Genomic DNA, 21,047 nt, shown 5'->3' on the forward strand with positions numbered 1-21,047 from the left:
GTTTATCACCTATGAAAGTCAGTACCACTATGCTAAAAACTTCGAAGCGTCACGTTAGCGTTACACTCCAATCTGGTTTTACGTTGATTGAGTTGATGTTAACGATTGCAGTAATTGGTATTTTGGCTGCCATAGCAGCGGTCAGCTATCAATCGCAGATTAGACAGTCTCAACTAACTACTATCTATCAAGAGCTCAATCATTTTCGACTGCCTTATCAGATATTAATTAATGAGGGTGCAGGAGTTACAGGATTCTCACCGGAGGGTCTGAATGTACCAGAGCAGACTAAATATTGCCAGTTTACTGTTACCACACCGCATGCAACTGCCGCAACACCCAATGCCGTACGCTGCAAAATTCAAAACATAGGCTATCTACAGAACCAGCACCTTAGTCTTGACCGCGCTGCTAATGGCACTTGGCAGTGTCAAGCGTCAGCAGGGATACCTCATTCATATTTACCGAAGGGTTGTCAGTAAGATTATTAGTTATCTCCATAAAAAATGAACAGAAAAAACCACCTCATAGCTGTATGCCATTGGGTGGTTTTTTATTAACTTTAGACGTTAAGCCATTTCAATAAATCAGTTACTTCTCAAGATACTGTAATTTATCTGCAACACCATCCCACTTTTCAGCTTCTGGCAGACTGTCTTTGATTTCAGTAATATTAGGCCATTTTTGCGCCAGTTCTTCATTGAGCTGAATATAGATTTCTTGGCCTTTTGGTACTTCGTCTTCTGAGAAGATGGCATTGGCGGGGCATTCAGGCTCGCACAGTGCACAGTCGATGCACTCATCAGGGTCAATAACGAGGAAGTTGGGTCCTTCATAAAAGCAGTCCACAGGGCAGACTTCGACACAGTCGGTGTGCTTGCAAAGGATGCAGTTATCTGTAACGACAAAGGTCATGGCGGCGGCTACCTATGGTTGGTGTGCCGTATGGTCAAAGCTACGGCAAAAATAGGGTGAAATAAGTAAACGTCAGTTAAAAGGCGTTTAAATAAAAATAAGACATATTTTAGCGCCTTTACGACCATTTAACAAACCCAATTAGCGATTAATACCTTGTTTGAGAGTATATAGCATGTCTAACGCTTGTTTGGGCGTCAGACTGTCAGGGTCGAGGGTGGTGAGAGCGTCATATAGTCTAAGCAGTTGTTTTTGTTGTAAATTGTCGATGATATCAGGCGTTTGTGCTGCAATAGCTATGCTATCGATAGTCGCATTATCGCTATAATACGGTGCTCGTTTTTCGTTTTGTGACTTAGCTAAGTCAGTTTTGTCATCAGTATCTGCCTGTAGGGTCTGTTGTAGATAGCGCTGGGCATCCTCTAGCACTTGGCTAGGGATGCCTGCCATCTTGGCGACATGCAGCCCAAAGCTGGAGCTTGCCGCGCCGTCACGGATTTGGTGTAACAGTAATAATTGCCCGTCGATGTCACTGGCGGCAACGTGGACGTTACGAATACCATTAGTGTGGCTACTGTCTGGATGGTCAGAAGCGCTTTTTGCCAGTTGGGTCAGCTCAAAGTAATGGGTGGCAAATAATGTCAAGCAGCCAATATCAAGCAAGCGATTGACGCAAGCATGGGCAATGGCAAGCCCGTCTGTAGTTGCGGTGCCGCGCCCGACTTCATCCATCAGTACCAGAGATTTATCGGTGGCTTGGTTCAAGATGGTGGCGGTTTCTATCATCTCGACCATAAAGGTGGATTTGCCACCGGCAAGGTCATCTGCTGAACCAATACGGGTAAAGATACGATCAATATCACCGATAGTGGCGCTCGCTGCTGGCACGTAACTGCCAACATGGGCAAGCAGTACAATGAGCGCAGTTTGGCGCATATAAGTGGATTTGCCACCCATATTGGGACCCGTAATCAGCATCAGCCGCTCAGAGTGACCTTTATCATTAACATCATTCAAGTTACTACCCAGCTGACAATCATTGGCGACAAAGGCGCTTGGCTGTTCAGCGTGAGAGTGATTTTTGGCATTGAGTGCCGCTTCAACAACGACATGGCGACCGGCTTTGATATCAATACTGGTATTGGTTTTTGAGTTAGCAACATTATTATGGTTTGTACCGCTATCATGGCGCATCACTGGACGTTGCCATTGATATGTACGGGCAAGTTGTGCCCAATTGCTCAGCACATCTATTTGCGCAACTGCCGCGCTGAGTTGTTGCAGCTCGCTTAAATGATGGCTTAACGTGGTTAATATCTGTTGATACAGCTGTTTTTCTCGGGCAAGAGCTAAAGTCTGCGCGCTCAGATATTCTGTCTCCAGCGTTTTTAACTCATCGGTAATAAAGCGCTCGCAGTTCTTTAATGTTTGCCGGCGGATAAAGTGCTCGGGCGCATTATGCGCTTGCATTTTTGGCAGCTCAAAATAAAAACCGCTGACTTTATTAAAGCCAACTTTAAGACTGGGCAGGTGGTGCTCTTGGCGGGTTCGTGCTGCCATGTCATCAAGGGTGGCTTGAATGTTGTCATGTAAATGCGTTAAGCGATCCAAATCCGCATCAAAACCGCTGGCAATCATACCGCCATCACGAATATGTGCCGGAGGCTCAGGAATAATGGCGCGTTCAATCAGCTCGGCAACCGTTCGTATGGCTGGTAATTCCTTAGGTAATTGCTGCATTAACATAGGCAATAAGCCGCTGTGTTCGGGCAGAATGTCAGACTCGATGAATAGAGTGGTCAATTGATTGCTGCTCGTAATACCGTCAGCAAGTTTGCGCAAGTCGCGCGGACGGGCGCTCATCAGTCCAATACGGCTACTGATACGCTCGATATCACCAATGGTATTTAGCGTCGTGCGTAGATTGCTCACCAGTTCAGGATTGGTATCTAGCAGGCGCGTTATGGCATCCAAGCGTTGATTGATTCGGCTATGCTCGCGTAATGGACGTTTCATTTGCTGAATCAGTAGGCGCTTGCCCATAGGGGTGTTGCAATGATTGACCACCGATATTAAAGCGGTGCCATTTGCGCTCACAGGCGTAAATAGCTCAAGATTTTGCTGACTATTGGCATCAATAATAAGGTAATCATCATGCTGTTCGACAATCAGTTGATTAACTTGTGGTACATGGCGCTGTTGGGTTTGACGCGCATAATGAATCAGGGCGGCGCAGCTGGTTTGGCTTAACTTGGCATCGGCAATTCCCAGTCCATCAAGACGCTGAACGCCAAACTGCTCACAAAGGGTGGCGCTGGCATGGTCACGGTGAAAGTCGGTTGCTGCCACTTCGATAATGGGGCAGTCAAGATGACTGCGTAACCATAACAGCCATTTTTCACCAATACTTTCACCAAGGCGGTCACTCATTGCCTCGCTGATAATACATTCACTAGGCGCAAAGCGCGCCAGTACCGTAAGCAGTTGCGCTTGTAATTGTTCAGTTTGATTTATGCTGTCAGAATTGTCTTTATTCTCAACACTCAAATTTTGCGTGGTCAACGTACCTGCTGCCAAGTCCAATTGGCTAACCGCAGCTTGTAACGGTTGATGACTGTTACCTTTTGGCAAAGTGATATCAATAGCCACCACCGTGGGCGTATGATTGGGCGCAATCAGAGCATCATCAGTAATCGTGCCTGCGGTTAGGGTTTTGACCACTTCACGGCGCATAATGGTTGGCGGTTTGGCTTTTCCTTTCGTAGCACCTTTGTCGTTTTTATTACCATGTTCTTTTTTACTTTTCTCGCCCATAACTGGCATAGTGTCAGTAGCTTCGTCGATTTGCTCACAGACCACCACCGTTTGCCCAGCCGCAATTAACCGCGCCATATAACTATCCGCAGCATGAAACGGCACACCTGCCATGGCAATGGTATTACCTGCTTTATCCGTACCACGTCGCGTCAAAGTAATGTCTAACAGTTGCGCGGCACGTTTGGCATCCTCAAAAAACAACTCATAAAAATCGCCCATCCGGTATAACAATAGCGCATTGGGATAGTTGGCTTTCATAGTCAAGTATTGCACCATCATTGGCGTATGGTCGGCTAAATCATAGGTTTCTGTACCGATGATAAGCGTGTCTGCGCTGTCTGTTTTGGGCTGCTGACTATTATTTAAATGATTACGCAGATGATGATTGTTGCGCGGCAATGTGGCGTCTGTTTCGGTCATGCACAGTCTCTTTTATGGCTTATGTTTCGCTTGGATTTAATCTGATTTAAACGAATATTTAGCGCTATTTTACCATGACTGACGGCTTAAAGACCGCTGCAAATAACTGCCCATTGCCCTTGTATCCATTAGCGCCATAACCATATATAATATCGACACACTTAATTGGGCGATACTTGATTAGGTAGTACTGAGTCGAACGATAAAAGGGCGACAGATTCGTTGATTCTGGCGCAACTTTGCTAAGGTGACTTTGTTGATTATCTAATATTCCATAGGTTAAAAAATTATGTTATCAAAGATTGTAGGCAGTGTGGTTGGCACTAAAAATGAGCGCGAACTAAAACGCATGCGTAAAGTCGTTGCCAAAATTAACGCGCAAGAGGCAGCAGTACAAGCCTTATCTGATGCGCAGCTGCAACAGAAAACCCAAGAACTTAAAGACCGTTATCAAAACGGCGAAAGCTTGGATGCCTTATTACCAGAAGCCTTTGCCATTTGCCGCGAAGCATCGTTACGCGTCAACGGCATGCGTCACTATGATGTGCAGCTGATTGGTGGTATCACCTTGCACGAAGGTAAAATCGCCGAGATGAAAACCGGCGAGGGTAAAACCTTGATGGCGACATTGGCGATGTATCTGAATGCCATTAGTGGTAAAGGCGTGCATTTGGTCACGGTCAACGACTATTTGGCAGCGCGTGATGCCGAGTTAAACCGTCCTTTATTTGCCTTTTTAGGCTTAACCGTTGGCGTGATTTACTCGCAGCAACCGGCGCAAGAAAAGGTCGATGCCTATCAAGCGGACATCACTTACGGCACCAATAATGAATACGGCTTTGACTATTTACGCGATAATATGGTCTTTAGCTTGGGCGAGAAAAAACAGCGTCCACTAAACTTCTGTATTATTGATGAAATTGACTCTATCTTAATTGACGAAGCCCGTACGCCACTGATTATCTCGGGTCAAGCGGAAGATTCTTCGCGAATGTATGCACTGATTAATACCATTATTCCAGTGCTTATTCGTTCAAAAGATGAAGAAGCTAATAAAAATAATGAAGAAGAAGATTTTTGGATTGATGAAAAAAATCGTCAGATTGAAATTAGCGAAAAAGGCTATGAGAAAATTGAGCGCTTCTTAATCGAAGTGGGCGAACTTGGCGAAAATGAAAGTCTGTATAGCCCAAGTCGTTTGCCATTATTGGCACACGTGCAAGCCGCCATTCGTGCTCATCATGTGTTTGTGAAAAACGTCCATTACATCGTTGATGATGGCGAAGTGGTCATCGTTGATGAAAACACCGGTCGTACTATGCCCGGTCGTCGCTGGTCAGAAGGTCTGCATCAAGCCGTTGAAGCTAAAGAAGGTGTTGAGATTCAAGCGGAAAACCAAACCCTTGCCACCACGACTTTCCAGAACTTTTTCCGTCTATATGACAAGTTATCTGGCATGACCGGTACGGCGGATACGGAAGCGGCAGAATTTAAATCCACTTATGACTTGGATGTCATCGTTATTCCAACTCATGAGCCGATTGCGCGGGTAGATTTGGAAGATCAGATCTTCTTAACCAAACTCGGTAAATACCAAGGCATCATCCGCGAGATTAAAGAGATTCAGGCAAAAGGCGCACCGGTACTGGTTGGTACTGCAACGATTGAAGCCAGTGAAGAGTTGTCTTATCTGCTTGATCAAGAAGGCGTGAAGCATAATGTCCTAAACGCCAAGCAGCATGAGCGCGAAGCCGAAATCATCGCGCAGGCGGGTAGCCCAAAAGCCGTGACTATCGCCACCAATATGGCAGGTCGTGGTACGGATATTATCTTAGGCGGTAACTGGCAGTCATTTATTGAAAATATTGAGGCGGTCAGCCCTGAAGGAATGGCGCGTCTAAGAGCCGAGTGGCAAATCAAGCATGACCAAGTGGTTGCGGCAGGCGGCTTGCATATCGTTGGTTCTGAGCGTCATGAGTCACGCCGTATTGATAATCAGCTGCGTGGTCGTGCTGGTCGCCAAGGTGACCCCGGCATGTCGCGCTTCTTTTTATCGCTAGAAGATGATTTGATGCGTATATTTGCCGGTGACCGCGTGGTTAATATGATGCGCGCTATGGGTCTCAAAGAAGATGAAGCCATTGAACATAAAATGGTTTCAAGATCGATTGAAAATGCCCAAGGTAAAGTTGAAAGCCGTGACTTTGATGCCCGTAAAAACTTGCTAAAATACGATGACGTGGCAAACGATCAGCGTAAAGTCATCTACGGTCAGCGCGATGATTTACTGGCAGATATGGAATTAAAAGACGCCATCGAAGCCATGCATTATGATGTTTATAACGCCATGATTAACCAGTTTATTCCGCCAGGTTCTGTCGATGACCAATGGAATGTCGATGGGCTAGAGGATGAGCTTGAGAACGAATTTAAGCTGTATATGCCGATTAATGATTGGCTCGATGCCGACCGCCGTTTGGATGAAGAAGGGCTACGTGCCAAGATTATTGACACCGCGCTTGAGCATTATCGGGGTCGCCGTGAGCAAATGGGCGTCCAAAGTGCCGCGCAGCTTGAGCGTCATTTCATGCTCCAAAGTCTTGATAAGCATTGGAAAGACCATCTAACCCAAATGGATCAGTTGCGCAAAGGCATTCACTTGCGTGGTTACGCGCAAAAGAATCCTGAGCAAGAGTATAAACGTGAGTCGTTTGAGCTGTTCCAAATGATGCTGGGCGCGATTAAATCTGAAACCGTGCAAGATTTATCACGAGTTCATATCCCAACTCAAGAAGAGTTAGATGCATTAGAGGCACAGCAACGTGCAGAAGCTGCACAAATGCAGATGCATTTCGAGCACGATGAGGTGGCAAATTTAGCAGGCGAGTCACAACCAGAGTCGGATGCAAGTGCGAATGGTCAGATGCGCGTCAATCTTGGTGGTTCTACTGCCTCTGCCGCTGTAATGGGCGATGAGAATGCTGAACCCAATCCTTATGCCGGTATGAATGTCAGCCGTAATGCACCATGTCCATGTGGCTCAGCACTGAAATACAAACAATGCCATGGCAAAATCTAATGGTTTAAGTTATTAATTAATATCGTTATCTGATGCGATTAATTATCTTATTCATCTTGTGACAATCAAGTTTTATCATTGCTAATAAAAGCCCAGCGCAGGTTATGTGCTGGGCTTTTTTATGCGCTTAGTTAATATTAAATTTAACTTATAATTCCGAAGTACAAGCCCTTAACCACAGACTAACGTCCATGAATCAATGCTCTGTTCCGCAAGATAAAATAATTCTACTAAAATGTGCTTACAAATTCAATATAGGCGTCAATCATTAGACAGGCTATAGTAATTACCATATTAAATTAGGAGAGTGTTATGAGTTTAGGACATGTGCGACCTTCTGTCCTCATTATGAGTGTACTTGCTGGTGCGCTTAGCATTACTGCTTGTCAGCCAAAATCAGATGCTGAAACCAATCAAGACGATAGCATTCAGACGGAAGAAGCAGTACCGATGTCAGCTGAGCCTGCCGATCCTAATGTAACCATATTAGAGACCGACGATCCTTCAGAGAGCGAAGTTGCCGATGATACCGTTGCCAACATAAATACAGAGCGTGCCCAAATCAATTATCTTTGCTCGCCTGAACTCAAGGTGCAAGCCACATACGAAGAAGATGATGTTATCCTTGCAACGGACAAGGGCACGTTGACTTTAGGCAAAACCAATGACGGCACCAATCCTGAAGTCTATGAAGCGGATAGTGCGCTTGATGGTAGCGAAGGCTTTACCCAATGGCGGGTAGCGCATGCAGCACGCGACACCGGTGTGATGCGTATGGCAGGTGCAGACGCCAGTAAAGTGAGTACTTATGACTGTAATAAAACTCAATAAATTGGCTAGTATTCTGATGATTTAGGCTACAATATAACTTACAGCTATAAATTTTAATCATGTCCCATATAAAAAAGCAACGATTAGGTTGCTTTTTTTGTGCGTGCTATTTATGTAATATCACAGTCAAAATATCCAAATCAATCAATGTTTTAATGATGACTGATTCATTTTATTTTTTTAGCTGACGTCCGCCTTTATGATCTAAAAAGCCTTCTTCAAAAACCTCAAGCTCTTCATGTTGCAACATCACAGGGATAGTATCAGTATGTACATGAGTGGTTTTACTGATTTCAACATCTTGAATCACATGGGTGTCTTTGGTAATTACAGCCACTTGACGCGAGATAACAATCTCAAGGGGCGCATCACCAATCTCAACTTGCTTACCATTAATCGTCACTACGGCATGCTTGTCTAAGGTTGGATCGACATGCTTTACAATATCTTTATCATCATAATTGCCTACCAATAAAGCTTTGCTATCGTCATCGGAGTATTTAGTCTCTACCGTAATATACTCTTCAATCAGCTCAATAGGCACATTAATGGTTTTGGTACGAGTATGCTTAGTTATGGTGACTTGACCAACATCCAAGCGCTCTTTATTAACGACCGGGCGCTCTTCTAGTAGCTCTAGACGTCCGCCTTGACCTGATATGTTATTTATGTGGCTAATATCGGTTTGATTTGCACTTTTGTTTTTATCTAAAGTATCGCTAACCGTGTAACTTTTGGCTGCTTGGGCATTAGCAGGGTCAGTAGCTGACACATTGGTATGTAGATCATGGTCATTACTGATTTTATTATTAATTGTATTGTCGTTATTCATCGTTTAAGTCCTTTTCAAATGTGCATTATTATAAAGCGACTATTATAAAATTTTATAATAAAGGAGGTATGGCTTAGTAAAAACATATTCATCTATTCGCAGTTACAAGTCTTTAAAACTGATATAAACCATAACTGCTATCTTGTGATATAAAAATAAAAAAAGACCAGAGACAGGCTCTGGCCTTAATTCACTGAGTATCAAACCTCAGTTGCTGACTATTAATGCCTGTATATTCACTACATTTAAAGATAAGAACATAAAAGCGATAATAAGTAAGCGTCTTACATACCACGAGCGCGGCGTACATCTTCAGCAGTGATGTTATCACGGTCAAACAAGTTGCCATCACGGTCAACAACGTTACCATCACGGTCGATGTCTAACTCTTCACGCTGGATAGTCTCAACGATAGTTTCAACATGACTTTCAGTTGTTTTACCGACGCTGACTTCTTCAGCGACATAAGTTTCTTTACTAACGCGTGCACGTTCTGCCTGTAGTTCAACTTCAATAGTTTCGTTGCCATTAACATCACCGATACGGCGATCTGTTGGGCGATCTACATTAGTACGTTCGATATGCGCATGCTCTTCTTCAAGATTAACATCTACATTGCGCTCTTCGGTTACTACATGCTTGCCTACTTTCACTAAGCCTGCAACGATACGGTCTTTATTAACCGTCAAACGCTCTTCTAATAGCTCAAGGGTATTTGGTGCATTATAAGCGTGGTCTTGAATTTCCATACGCTCTGCAACTGGTACTGTATCTGCAACAAACGCTTTACGGTCGTTTTCATACTGCTCTTTATAGCTATACTGATAATCATGGTCATAGGCTTCCATGGCTTCAACTTGTGCCTTGGTTAAGCTGTCAAAGAACACGTCATCACCAACGATACGAGCCAGACCTGCTGGTACTAATACTTCTTTTGAGCTGAACCAGCCGCCTGCATCAACGATTAAGTAACGGATGCGACCAGTAGTATCTTCTACTAATGCACCTTCAATTTTACCGATTTTGTCTTCATCGACGCCATAAGCAGTTTTACCTGTTGGATCATAATAGTCATCACCAATAAGATCGCGGTGAGTAGCTTGGATGTCTTGTAAACGGACTAATTGGCTCATTGTTATATCCTTTTTATATGAATAAATAGTTATTCGATTAATTATTAATGGTTAAAAGTAAAACTCAAAATAATAGCGTTAAACATTAACGCTGATTATAAAAAACTGTAAATCTGTCGTTGAGTAATAAATGGTAGGTTGGTTTTTCTAATTTCTTTTACTACCAAAAATGATTAATTATATTTAATTTATCTGTTTAATTAATCGCTGTTGCCTCAACTTGTGATTATCGTAACACTCAGTTTTTTGAGGAGATATATGAGCAAGGTAGCAAAGTGTGCATCTGACGTAATTACGTGTAATAGGCTGTAAACGCCATAACAACGCACGCGTATAAGTTAACGCTTTTTTACAACACTCGACATTATTTCCTGCTTTTAATATTTTTAATCATAATTACAGCCATAAAAAAACCGCACTGAGCTTATCAATGCGGTGATTATTAAAATTGGGAACCTTAATGTTAGTAGTTAGTAGTTAGTAGTTAGTAGTTTAGCTATGAATTCTAACTACTCAGTAGTCGGATACAGGAGGGTTGCAGTTTATGGCAATTCGATAGCAATAGCGACTGCTTCACCGCCACCGATACATAGAGTGGCAACGCCTTTTTTACCGCCTGTACGCTGTAAAGAGTTTATCAGGGTCACGACGATACGTGTACCAGAGCAGCCAACAGGATGACCAAGTGCACAAGCACCACCTTCGATATTGACCTTTGCATGGTCGATAGCAAGCTCATCCATTGCTGCCATGGTCACGAGCGCAAAGGCTTCATTAATTTCCCATAGGTCGACATCAGCAACTGTCCAACCTGCATTTGCCAATACTTTCTCGATAGCGCCGATGGGGGCAATGGTAAATTCGCTCGGATGGCGTGAGTTTGAGGCAGTAGCGATAATACGTGCTTGATAATCTAAACCTTCTACTAATGCTTGCGATGCTTTCATTAATACGACAGCTGCCGCACCATCTGAGATTGAGCTGGCATTAGCGGCAGTAATCGTACCGTCTTTGGCAAAGGCAGGACGTAAATTCGGGATACGCTCCGCATTGGCAAGACCGGGTTCTTCATCCGTATCAACGGTAGTGTCGCCTTTACGGGTAGTAAAGGTGACTGGAGTAATTTCATTTTTGAAATGGTCGTCATTAATAGCGGTTAGAGCGCGACTGAGCGATTCGATGGCAAAAGCATCCATTTGCTCACGGGTATAGCCTTTTTTATCTGCCATTTCTTGCGCAAACTGACCCATTAATTTGCCCGTTTCGGCATCTTCTAAACCATCTAAGAACATATGGTCTTTGACTTCTTTATGACCCATGCGATAGCCGCTACGTGCGCCCGGCATGATATAAGGCGCATTGGTCATGGATTCCATACCACCTGCCACTGCAATATTAAAGCTGTCTGCGTTGATACCGTCACATGCTTGCATAATGGCTTTTAGCCCAGAGCCACATAGCTTATTAATCGTCACCGCGCCTGTGGTATCGGGCAGTCCAGCACTACGCATAGCTTGACGGGCAGGACCTTGACCGAGACCCGCAGTAAGCACACAGCCCATAATCACTTCATCAATACTATCAACGCTAAGGCCTGCACGCGCAACCGCAGCTTTAATTGCTGCTGCGCCCAAATCGGTAGCACTGACATCCTTTAATGCCCCTTGAAAGGCAGCCATAGGTGTACGCGCACTATTAACAATTACAATGGGGTCATTTGACATCATTATTTATCCTATTTTATTTATTGAGTAAAACTTGCTATAACGTCCGCTTCTTCTCTGTTATAACAAGTTTTTATGAAAAATAGTCATGATAGTGCGTACCTATGAGTCAATAGTCATCGGCTAGTAGGGTTGAAAACCATTTCGCTGATTAACTAGAGCTTGGCATAAATAATTGCAGTTATGGCAACGACACTAATTACGCCAACAATTATGCCAACTCGTCCAAGCGAATACGCACCACTTTATCAGTAACCGCCGTCAGATTTTGGATTTTCTCAATCGCAAGATTCATCTGACTTTCAACCACAGGTAAGGTTAAAATAATGACCGGTACTTGACCCACTTTATGCGCCGGTTTTTGTAAAATCGCATCAATATTAATACCAGCATCACTCAAAATACGAGTGATATCAGCGAGAACGCCAGGATTATCATAGGCATGGACGCGCAGATAATAGCCGGTAATCATTTGCTCAGCACGTAATATCGGCGTGTTCGAGAGTTGCTCAGGCATAAAAGACAAATGCGGTACATGATGCCCTATTTGTCCTTTTTGACTATATGTATCTGTATTTGACTGAGCATTGCTTTCTGAACGCTCACAGCCTAAGACGCGAACCAAATCCATTACATCTGCCATGACTGCGGATGCCGTTGCGCCTGCACCAGCGCCATCACCATAATAAAGGGTCTGACCAAGTGGATGCGAGTTCACCAATACTGCGTTCTTTACACCATTGACATTGGCTAATAGCGCATTTTGCGGAATCAACGTCGGGTGTACACGCAGCTCAATGCCTTCTTCACCTTCAGCATTGGTACGGCGAACTGCAAAGCCCACATGCTTGATACGATAACCCAGTTGCTCGGCATAATTGACATCTTGCAGGGTAATCTCAGTAATCCCTTCACAATAAACCTTATCAAACTGCAGCGGCATACCGAAGGCAATCGAGGCAAGTAGGGCAAGTTTGTGCGCGGCATCAATGCCTTCGACATCAAAAGTTGGATCGGCTTCAGCATAACCCAGTGCTTGCGCCTCGGCTAAGACATCAGCAAACGGGCGACCAGTATCGCGCATCTCCGTCATGATAAAGTTGCCCGTGCCATTAATAATACCAGCAAGCCAGTCGATTTTATTAGCAGCCAAGGCTTCGCGCATGACTTTAATAATTGGAATACCACCAGCAACCGCCGCTTCATAGGCCACGTGCACATTATGCGCCTCTGCTAAGGCAAAAATCTCATTGCCATGCTCAGCCAGTAATGCTTTATTGGCAGTGACCACATGCTTGCCATGCTTGATAGCATGAATAATGATGTCTTTAGCAAGGGTAGTGCCGCCAATCACCTCGATAACAATATCAACATTATCGCTGGCAGCAATTGCCATTAAATCACTATTTTGCGTAATAGTCGGGTCGATATCGTCCCGTTGACGGCGCGTGCCGACTTCAGTAATGATGATATCGCGTCCGCTGCGACGTTTAAGCTCGGCTAAATTGTCATTGATGAGATTGATCACGCCAGTACCAACAGTACCAAGACCAAGTATCGCTAATTTGATGGATTTACTCACAGTATCCTCAAGAGATTAAATAGATGAAAGGGTAAAAGAAAAAAGAAATATCGATAGCTACGCATGCGTTATATACCTAGAAGTGATACAGGCATGAATAATAATAGACAAATTAATGTTACGAACAGCATGCTTTATAAGGCGCTATAAATAGGAGCACGTTAAATGGGAGTAGCTGATAGTAATAATAGCGAATAGATAGCAGGCAAATATAGGGATGTTGCCACTGAGAATAATGAATAGAAGGGGTAATATCCTTATCTACTGCGCTAGATTCTGCTGTCCTGCATCATCTTATCATACCGTCAAGCGCGGGCAGCGTCTACCTTATTGCAGCGCTGCTTATATTTTTTTATTTAATGCGAGTAATCTTGTTAATCACTCACAGTTTACGACTGTTCAGCGCTAGTATGCATAACTCAATGTTAGTACTCATAACAGCGCATCATTAGCCTGTTTTATTGATGATAGATCAACCTATTTTATGCCAACTGCTTGCGCCAGTTGCGCAGCTGGCAAGTAACCGCCCACTTGCTCACCTGATTCGGTAAAAATAGCCGGTGTTCCGCGTACGCCTAAACGGGCACCAAGCGCCATCTGCTCTCGCACCGGACTGTCACAGCGTGCTGCTGTTATGTTAGCACCCGATTTGGCTTGATTCATCGCAGCAACGCGGTCTTTACTGCACCAAATGGCTTCTGTTTTTGGCACGCTTTGCTCACTACGTGGCCATGCTAGGTAACGTACTTCAATACCTAAAGCATTAATCTCGTTCATTTCTTCATGCAATTTGGTGCAATAAGGGCAATCGGCATCGGTAAAAGTATAAACAACGGCTTTAGTGACCCCTTTGGCTGGGTAAATAATCATATCTTTTTTATCAACTGCTTTGAGTGCTTGCTGCGCAGTACGGGCGACCAATGCGCCACCGATATCAACGGGTTCTCCATTACCAACGGCAATGATTTGTCCTTGAATAATATGTTTGCCAGATTTGTCTGTAAAAAATGGCGGTAAATCATCAGCAGTTACCCAGTAAATACCATCCATTGCTGTCGCTTCAGCCGAGGTAATACGCTCTTCGATACCTGAGGCTTTTAGGTTTTCTTGTAGTGCTTTGACCACTGCTGTATCACTGTTGGCAACCGTTTTACTAGCTGTGGCTTGGCTGCTCTTTACAACGCTCGCATTGCCAGTTGCGTCTGCTGCATTATTGGTACAGCCTGCCGCAACAACGACCAATGTGGCAGTTAAAAGGCTGCGAGAAAGCAGGTTAGTTGAAACCACAGCTGTTGAATCACAAGCTTTAGAAAATCTGAACAAGGACATAAAACCGTTCCTATAGGCAGGTGCGCCTAATCGTATGTGCATGATAAAAAAAGGCAATTAGCCAACCTTATCTTAACATATTTTTATAAATAACAGCCAAAACTGCCCTTCATTAGGGGCTAGGTACACTTTAGGTAAATATTCGCTAAATAAAGGCGTAACAATCATAATTTAGATACATTTATGCTGTTTTATCTGCATCGCTGACTCGGTACTCTACTGCTTATATTGAGCGTAATAATATTTTGATAATAGCGCATTTATTTAATGCTTTATCTGCTTATCTATTTAACTAACATCTCATTTAACACATTTTATTTTTAGTAGCGAATTGACGCTAAGGAGCACATATGGCAGGGGCGAGTTTATTAACATTATTAGATGACATTAGCGTGATTTTGGATGATGTCTCGTTAATGACTAAAGTTGCCGCCAAAAAAACCGCTGGGGTATTGGGTGATGACCTTGCATTAAATGCTGAGCAAGTCACTGGGGTCAAAGCTGATCGTGAGCTGCCTGTGGTTTGGGCAGTGGCAAAAGGCTCTTTTATTAATAAGTTAATTCTGGTGCCAGCAGCGCTGTTGATTAGCGCCATTTATCCGCCGCTAGTGACATTTTTGCTGATGTGTGGCGGTTTGTACCTTGCTTATGAAGGGGCTGAAAAAGTCATTCATAAATTTTGGCCGCATTTACTGCCGCATGATGAAGCACAAAACGAGCGATTGCGTGCCAATGCGGATGAGACTATTGACTTAGTAGCGTTTGAAAAAGATAAAATCAAAGGCGCGGTGCGGACAGATTTTATTCTCTCAGCAGAGATTATTGTCATTGCTTTGGGTTCTGCTGTTGCTGCCGGTGCGACGCTTTTAGAAAAAAGCTTAGTCCTTGCTATTATTGCTGTAGCGATTACCGTAGGGGTATATGGCTTGGTGGCTGGCATCGTCAAAATGGATGATTTAGGCTTGTATCTGATGAAAAAGTCTAGCACTGTGCAGCAGAAAATTGGCGCATTTCTATTGTCTTTTGCCCCAAAATTAATGAAATTCTTATCGATTGCCGGTACGCTTGCGATGTTCTTGGTCGGTGGTGGTATCTTGGTTCACGGTATTGGATTTTTACATCATGGCGTTGAAGATTTAGCTCATTTAACAGGTATCTTTGAGAGCTTAACCACGATGTTATTAAATGGTTTCGTTGGTCTGCTGGTTGGATCTGCTGTGGTTGCCATAGTAACTTTAATTGGAAAAATGCGTGATAAAGATACTGATTCTTCTGCTACTCATTAATATCAGGATAAAATATAAATAAGAGGTTAAAAGCTCAATATTTAAGATAATGTTTGTCGTATTAGCTGCTAAAACTAAGTATTTATGCCAAAAAAAGCCCCAAAGTTGCTAACAACTTTGGGGCTTTGCCGTTAATAGCAGAGCATGAAATAACAAATTAGTCGTTACTGTTGTCCATAGTGTTTGCATCTATATTATTAGCATCTCTATTACTGCTGTCTGTATTTTCTGGCTCTACTTTATCCACCTGTGCAGGTTTTTTATGCTCGGCTTTTGGTTTACGACTGCGCGCTTTTGGCACCTTGGGCGTGGTTAAGTTAAACATGCCCATTTGCGGTAACAGTTGCTCTGCCACATTTTCAATCATATTTTTATAACTGGCAATGGTGGTTTTTGACTTATTCGCTTGGCTGTCGTCTTTTACGGACTCCATAGCTGCTTCTGTTTGTGCTTCGGCTTCTACTTCGGTTGCAGATGGTTGCGTATCAGCAGGTGCATGCTCAGGTGCACGCAGTGGCTCCGCTTGTAGCAATTGTGCACTTTGCTCAGTCACGTCATCGGCTTGCGATTCACTAACCAGTGCATCCGCTGCGATATTAGACACGTCAAGCTCACTTTCTGTAATCGTAATGTCCGCAAGCGCGCTGTCTGTCTGCGCTGTCGGCTCTGTTGGTTCTTCTATCGCTTCTATAGGCAAAGTGACCGCTTGTACCTGATAGTCAGGATGCTGTCCACGTGGATCGTTGCTGGCACGTTGAGTAATAGGACGTGGCTCAACTGCGGTTTTACCTTGTGCCGCGGCAAACTGACTGACCGCTTGCGTCATCGCTTCAAAGCGGCTTAGATAATCCGCTGCGAGCGGCTGGTAACCATAATTGCTAAAGTCGAAGATTGTCTCCGAACGACTTGGTTGAGCCTGATTACTACTTGGCAGAACCTCCACGGCGGTACGCTGCGCCTGCTGATTATGCATGCTAATCGCTTCGATAAAGCTGCGAATTACTCCGTCATTAAGCAGACGGGTTTGAGCATCAGGAAGCATTGACTGGATAAAGTCACCGACCGTGCCACGAATGACAGGCGCTGCTACCGGTTGCTCTGCCTTAACTTGAGCAGTCGGTGCTGTCAATGTGTCTTTAGACTGTACCTGCTGACGCACCACACGTGGGTCATTGCTGGCTTGACCAAACTTATTAGCCGTCACATAACGCTTACCAAACAATGCTGCATGGGTCAGCTCAAGTAGCGCTGGCGATTTATTTGCCGTAATGTCTTTGGCAGCATGAGCAACATCAGGCTTGCTGTCGCTGTCAGTTGCTTTAGACGTCTTGCTAGTTACTACTTCACCAGAAACTGCTTGAGTTACTGGAGTGGTAGTAGGGGCAGCTACCACCTGAGCAGGTTCAACAGCTTGTTGCTCGGCTTGTGGTGTTACGTGCTGACTTGTCTGCTGAGTTTCCTGTTGAATTGCTTGATCGTCAGCTTTGATGATAGTTTCATCTACCTTTTCATTTGCCAAGGCAGCATCAACAATGGACTGATTATTTTCAGTGGTGTCATGTGCTGTGTCGTCTTGACTGTCACCAGTGTTTTCACTGAGCGTAGATGCCGTCATAGACTCATCAGTAACCAAAGCAGAAGTTTCGGCTTGTACGTTTTCGCTTACTACTGGCACGATTGTTTCAGCCGCTACAGTCGCTTGTACCTTTTCTTCAACTACATTTTCAGCCGTAACTGCAGGTTGCGCTGCTGATGCTTGAGTTGTAGGAATCGGTGCTACGCTGTCAGCTTTCGGCAAGTCGCGCTGTACTGGCGTTTCGTCAACAGGCTTATCAACGGACATAGCTGCAACTTTTGCAGACTTGCTGTCATCTAATGAGAGATGAACCACTTCGGGCGCTTTGTGCTTAGGCGACGCAACGTTCACATGTAAGCTGACTTCATTAGGGTTCTGGTGGCGCAAACCTGCATCTTTACCATTAGTGCTGGCTTGACTTGAGGTGTGTTGCGACGACTGCTTATTATTGCGATCAGCGGTTAAGGTCTCGCCACGTTCAAGCTTACCGCGTGAGCTACGTTGACTATGCGGTTTACGTTTGCTCCGCGTCTGTTCCGTTGCTGCTTGCACTTCCTCATCAGCAGTGTCGCGGCTCTCATCATTTTGACGGGCGCTATTTGGACGTTGGTTATTACGACCACGTGTATTATCTTGGCTGCGTTTGTCGTGTTTATTATCCGTTGTACGGCTGTCGTCGGTATCCGTGTCAATAATAGAAACAGCAACATTAACGTTTGCAGATTTATTATCTGTATGACGCTCATCATTGGTTGCTGTCTCATCACGCGACTCACGGCGTTGATGTGGCTTTGCAGCTCTTGATTTGCGCTGTTTGCGTCTTCTTCTCTCGTCAGCACTGGTATCACTATCGGCATTAGCATGATTGATATTGTTAGCAGTGTTATCGTCAGTAGCATTGCCATTTTGAGCGCGTGCAGTTTGCGAGTTGCGGCTTGGCTCTGATTCACGATTCGCGATTTGATGAGAAGGGGAAACAGTTGCGGCTTGGGCAGTGGTCAATACATCATTATTAACTTGTCCAAATGAACCTAAGCTTTGCGCGCCATTATTAACTAACGCTTCAATGGCTTCGGCAGCATCATGGCTGCTGACACTGGCTGTAATCTGAGCTTGTGGTGCTTGAGCAAACAGATTAGATAACCAAGCGACGGCTTGCGGCTGCGCGGCAGTAACTTGCGCGGCTACAGGAGCAGGCTGTACATTTTGAGGATTAACTTGAGCTGTGTTGTATTGTGTCGCCGTATTTTGAATAGGCGCACTTTGTGGCGCAGTAGTTTGCCCAGCAGCGCCTTGTGCAGCATTGTTCTGAGTTGCGTTTTGCACGGCGCGGGTTGATTTTACTGGCTCGTGGTTATTTCTACTGGTATTACTTGCACCAGAAGTGCTTTGTGTACCATCATTTTGTGCATTGCTGTCAGCACTGTGATTTTGACTGTGGTTCGGTGCTTTACGTGGCTGGCGTGTGGGCTGCTGTTCAGGGCGCTCTTTTTCAGCCGTTTGCCAATCAACCTCATAGCCTAGACCGCTATGCTCTTGTTGCTGAGTGTCACTAATACGCTCATAACTTGAAGGGGCAAAGCCATCACGATTAAAGTGTAGTTTAAAGTTAGGCGACTCTAAATGGGCATGCGGTAAAATAGTAATGCGTGTGCCGCTATCTTGTTCAAGATAGACGATGCTATCGCGTTTCTCATTTAATAAGAAAGCTGCGATATCAGTTGGTACTTCCGCTTGCACTTCGCCTTGGCGTTCTTTTAAGGCAATTTGTTCAATCTCGCGCATGATGGATAATGACAATGAGCGCAAGTCACGAATCATGCCGTTACCATGACAGCGTGGGCAAATATAGCCGGTCGACTCTTCTAATGAGGGACGCAAGCGTTGACGGCTCATTTCCATCAAGCCAAATTTTGAAATATCGCCAAACTGAACCCGTGCACGGTCGTATTTGGTGGCATCAACCAGACGTTTTTCAACTTCTTTTTGATGCTTATTGTCATTCATGTCAATAAAATCAATGACAATCAAGCCGCCCATATCACGCAAACGTAGTTGACGAGCAATCTCATCTGCGGCTTCTAAGTTGGTATGATAAGCGGTTTCGGCAACGTCTGAGCCTTTAGTAGACTTAGCGGAGTTAATATCAATAGACACCAACGCTTCAGTTTGGTCAATGACGATTGAGCCACCAGAAGGCAAGCGCACTTCACGCTGATAGGCAGTTTCAATTTGTTTTTCAATGTTAAAGCGCGCAAACATTGGCTCATAATCAGTGTATTTACGCAATTTGTCCGCTTGGGTAGGCATGACTGCATCAATAAAACCAGCCGCTTCAACATAAGCATTTTCGTTATCAATCCAAATCTCAGCAATATCATCACGTAAATAATCGCGTACCGCACGGGTAACGACGCCCGCTTCTTGGTGTACCAAACGCGGTGACGGATATTTCTCATTTTGTTCTTGAATAGCTTGCCAGATATTCAACAAATGGTTTAAATCGTGTTGCAAATCTTCTTGGGTTTTGCCAATGCCTGCGGTACGAATAATGACACTCATACCTTTTGGCAAATCCAAATTGCTCAGCATACGCTTCATATCTTCACGCAATTTGCCTGATATTTGACGTGAAATACCGCCGCCACGTGGATTGTTTGGCATAAGTACTAAATAACGACCAGCAAGTGACACATAGGTTGATAATGCAGCGCCTTTATTACCACGCTCTTCTTTTTCAACCTGAACAATCAGCTCATCGCCTTCTTTAATCAGCTTTTTGATATTTTCGTCGCGTGGATTGCCACTCAAGTATTCTGCTGAAATTTCACGAATCGGCAAAAATCCTTGACGCTGTGAGCCATATTCGACAAACACGGCTTCAAGTGACGGCTCAACGCGGGTGACATGACCTTTATAGATGTTGGATTTTTTTTGCTCACGGGTACGGTTTTCTAAATCGAAATCGTACAGATGATTGCCTTTACAAAGGGCGACACGAATCTCTTCGTTTTGGGTGGCGTTGATTAAAATGCGTTTCATATTGTTATCCTATGAGTACGCATAATCAGGATGTGACGGTGTTAATAAGCAGAAAAAGGGCAGCAGCAAGTCGCGCTAATGGCTACATCAGCAACTGATAACGGCGTGTGTGGCATTAAACGTGAATAAAAAGACAAATTAAAATGATTATGATAAAAAAACATCATGCGTGCCATATATTGTAATAAGTCATGGCTATTGATGCATATTATCCTTCTATCAACCTTAACTGCTCAATCTAAACGACTATAAATATTAAGAGTTACGCACAATAAATCTTCTAAAAATAATTGAAAAAGGGTGTAAGGCTATCTTCAGTTATTGGTGATGATTACAACGAATGTCTCTCACAGTTTATATCTTGCAGATTGGCATTTATATAGGGCGTAAATCTATATAAAAATCGGCTTATCGTTTTTGGGCAAATTCCTAGTAGCACACTTCATGGGCAACAGGGGTTTGTCTCTTATCTTTTTGTGTT

The 21,047-nt window shown here is 44.1% G+C and carries 12 protein-coding genes; 4 read left to right on the plus strand and 8 right to left on the minus strand.

All coding sequences use genetic code 11. The annotated features are described in order from the left end of the window. Positions 1-29 precede the first annotated feature (29 nt). Complete coding sequence (locus tag AAEY78_RS01130; RefSeq protein ID WP_352336573.1) at positions 30-482, plus strand: pilin; 453 nt, start codon at positions 30-32, stop codon at positions 480-482. 109 nt (positions 483-591) lie between these two features. Here AAEY78_RS01130 and fdxA read toward each other — a convergent pair whose 3' ends face one another. Continuing rightward, on the minus strand, positions 592-915 hold the full coding sequence (fdxA, locus tag AAEY78_RS01135) for a ferredoxin FdxA (protein WP_352336574.1): 324 nt from the start codon (positions 913-915) through the stop codon (positions 592-594). A 141-nt stretch (positions 916-1,056) separates the two neighbouring features. Then, positions 1,057-4,011, minus strand: coding sequence for a DNA mismatch repair protein MutS (gene mutS / locus AAEY78_RS01140; RefSeq protein ID WP_352336821.1), 2,955 nt, complete (start codon positions 4,009-4,011; stop codon positions 1,057-1,059). A 430-nt stretch (positions 4,012-4,441) separates the two neighbouring features. Between mutS and secA the strand changes: the two genes are divergently transcribed. Together secA and AAEY78_RS01150 are read left to right on the plus strand one after the other, a co-directional pair. Beyond that, complete coding sequence (gene secA / locus AAEY78_RS01145) at positions 4,442-7,231, plus strand: preprotein translocase subunit SecA (protein WP_352336576.1); 2,790 nt, start codon at positions 4,442-4,444, stop codon at positions 7,229-7,231. 312 nt (positions 7,232-7,543) lie between these two features. Next, complete coding sequence (locus tag AAEY78_RS01150; RefSeq protein WP_352336577.1) at positions 7,544-8,062, plus strand: hypothetical protein; 519 nt, start codon at positions 7,544-7,546, stop codon at positions 8,060-8,062. A gap of 172 nt (positions 8,063-8,234) precedes the next feature. On the opposite strand, the gene AAEY78_RS01155 is transcribed toward AAEY78_RS01150, so the two are convergent. From AAEY78_RS01155 to AAEY78_RS01175, 5 genes are all read right to left on the minus strand, one after another. Beyond that, positions 8,235-8,894 carry a YsnF/AvaK domain-containing protein gene (locus AAEY78_RS01155; RefSeq protein ID WP_352336579.1) on the minus strand — a complete coding sequence of 220 codons (660 nt, stop codon included), beginning with the start codon at positions 8,892-8,894 and terminating at the stop codon, positions 8,235-8,237. A 284-nt stretch (positions 8,895-9,178) separates the two neighbouring features. Beyond that, entirely contained in the window at positions 9,179-10,027 is an 849-nt protein-coding gene (locus tag AAEY78_RS01160) for a DUF2382 domain-containing protein (RefSeq protein WP_352336580.1), read from the minus strand. 542 nt (positions 10,028-10,569) lie between these two features. Then, positions 10,570-11,751 carry a thiolase family protein gene (locus tag AAEY78_RS01165; RefSeq protein ID WP_352336822.1) on the minus strand — a complete coding sequence of 394 codons (1,182 nt, stop codon included), beginning with the start codon at positions 11,749-11,751 and terminating at the stop codon, positions 10,570-10,572. Positions 11,752-11,962: 211 nt separating this feature from the next. Next, on the minus strand, positions 11,963-13,333 hold the full coding sequence (locus tag AAEY78_RS01170; protein WP_352336582.1) for a homoserine dehydrogenase: 1,371 nt from the start codon (positions 13,331-13,333) through the stop codon (positions 11,963-11,965). 477 nt (positions 13,334-13,810) lie between these two features. Beyond that, the gene (locus AAEY78_RS01175; protein ID WP_352336584.1) at positions 13,811-14,662 is read right to left on the minus strand and encodes a thioredoxin fold domain-containing protein; all 852 of its coding nucleotides are present in this window, start codon (positions 14,660-14,662) and stop codon (positions 13,811-13,813) included. A 350-nt stretch (positions 14,663-15,012) separates the two neighbouring features. Here AAEY78_RS01175 and AAEY78_RS01180 point away from each other — a divergent pair, with 350 nt between their 5' ends. Beyond that, positions 15,013-15,948: a DUF808 domain-containing protein gene (locus tag AAEY78_RS01180; protein WP_352336586.1), complete on the plus strand. Its 936-nt coding sequence runs from the start codon at positions 15,013-15,015 to the stop codon at positions 15,946-15,948. Between the two features lie 157 nt (positions 15,949-16,105). Here AAEY78_RS01180 and AAEY78_RS01185 read toward each other — a convergent pair whose 3' ends face one another. Next, the gene (locus tag AAEY78_RS01185) at positions 16,106-20,566 is read right to left on the minus strand and encodes an Rne/Rng family ribonuclease (RefSeq protein WP_352336587.1); all 4,461 of its coding nucleotides are present in this window, start codon (positions 20,564-20,566) and stop codon (positions 16,106-16,108) included. Between the last annotated feature and the right edge of the window lie 481 nt (positions 20,567-21,047).

It is taken from the genome of Psychrobacter sp. 16-MNA-CIBAN-0192, assembly GCF_040309565.1.
Lineage (GTDB): Bacteria > Pseudomonadota > Gammaproteobacteria > Pseudomonadales > Moraxellaceae > Psychrobacter.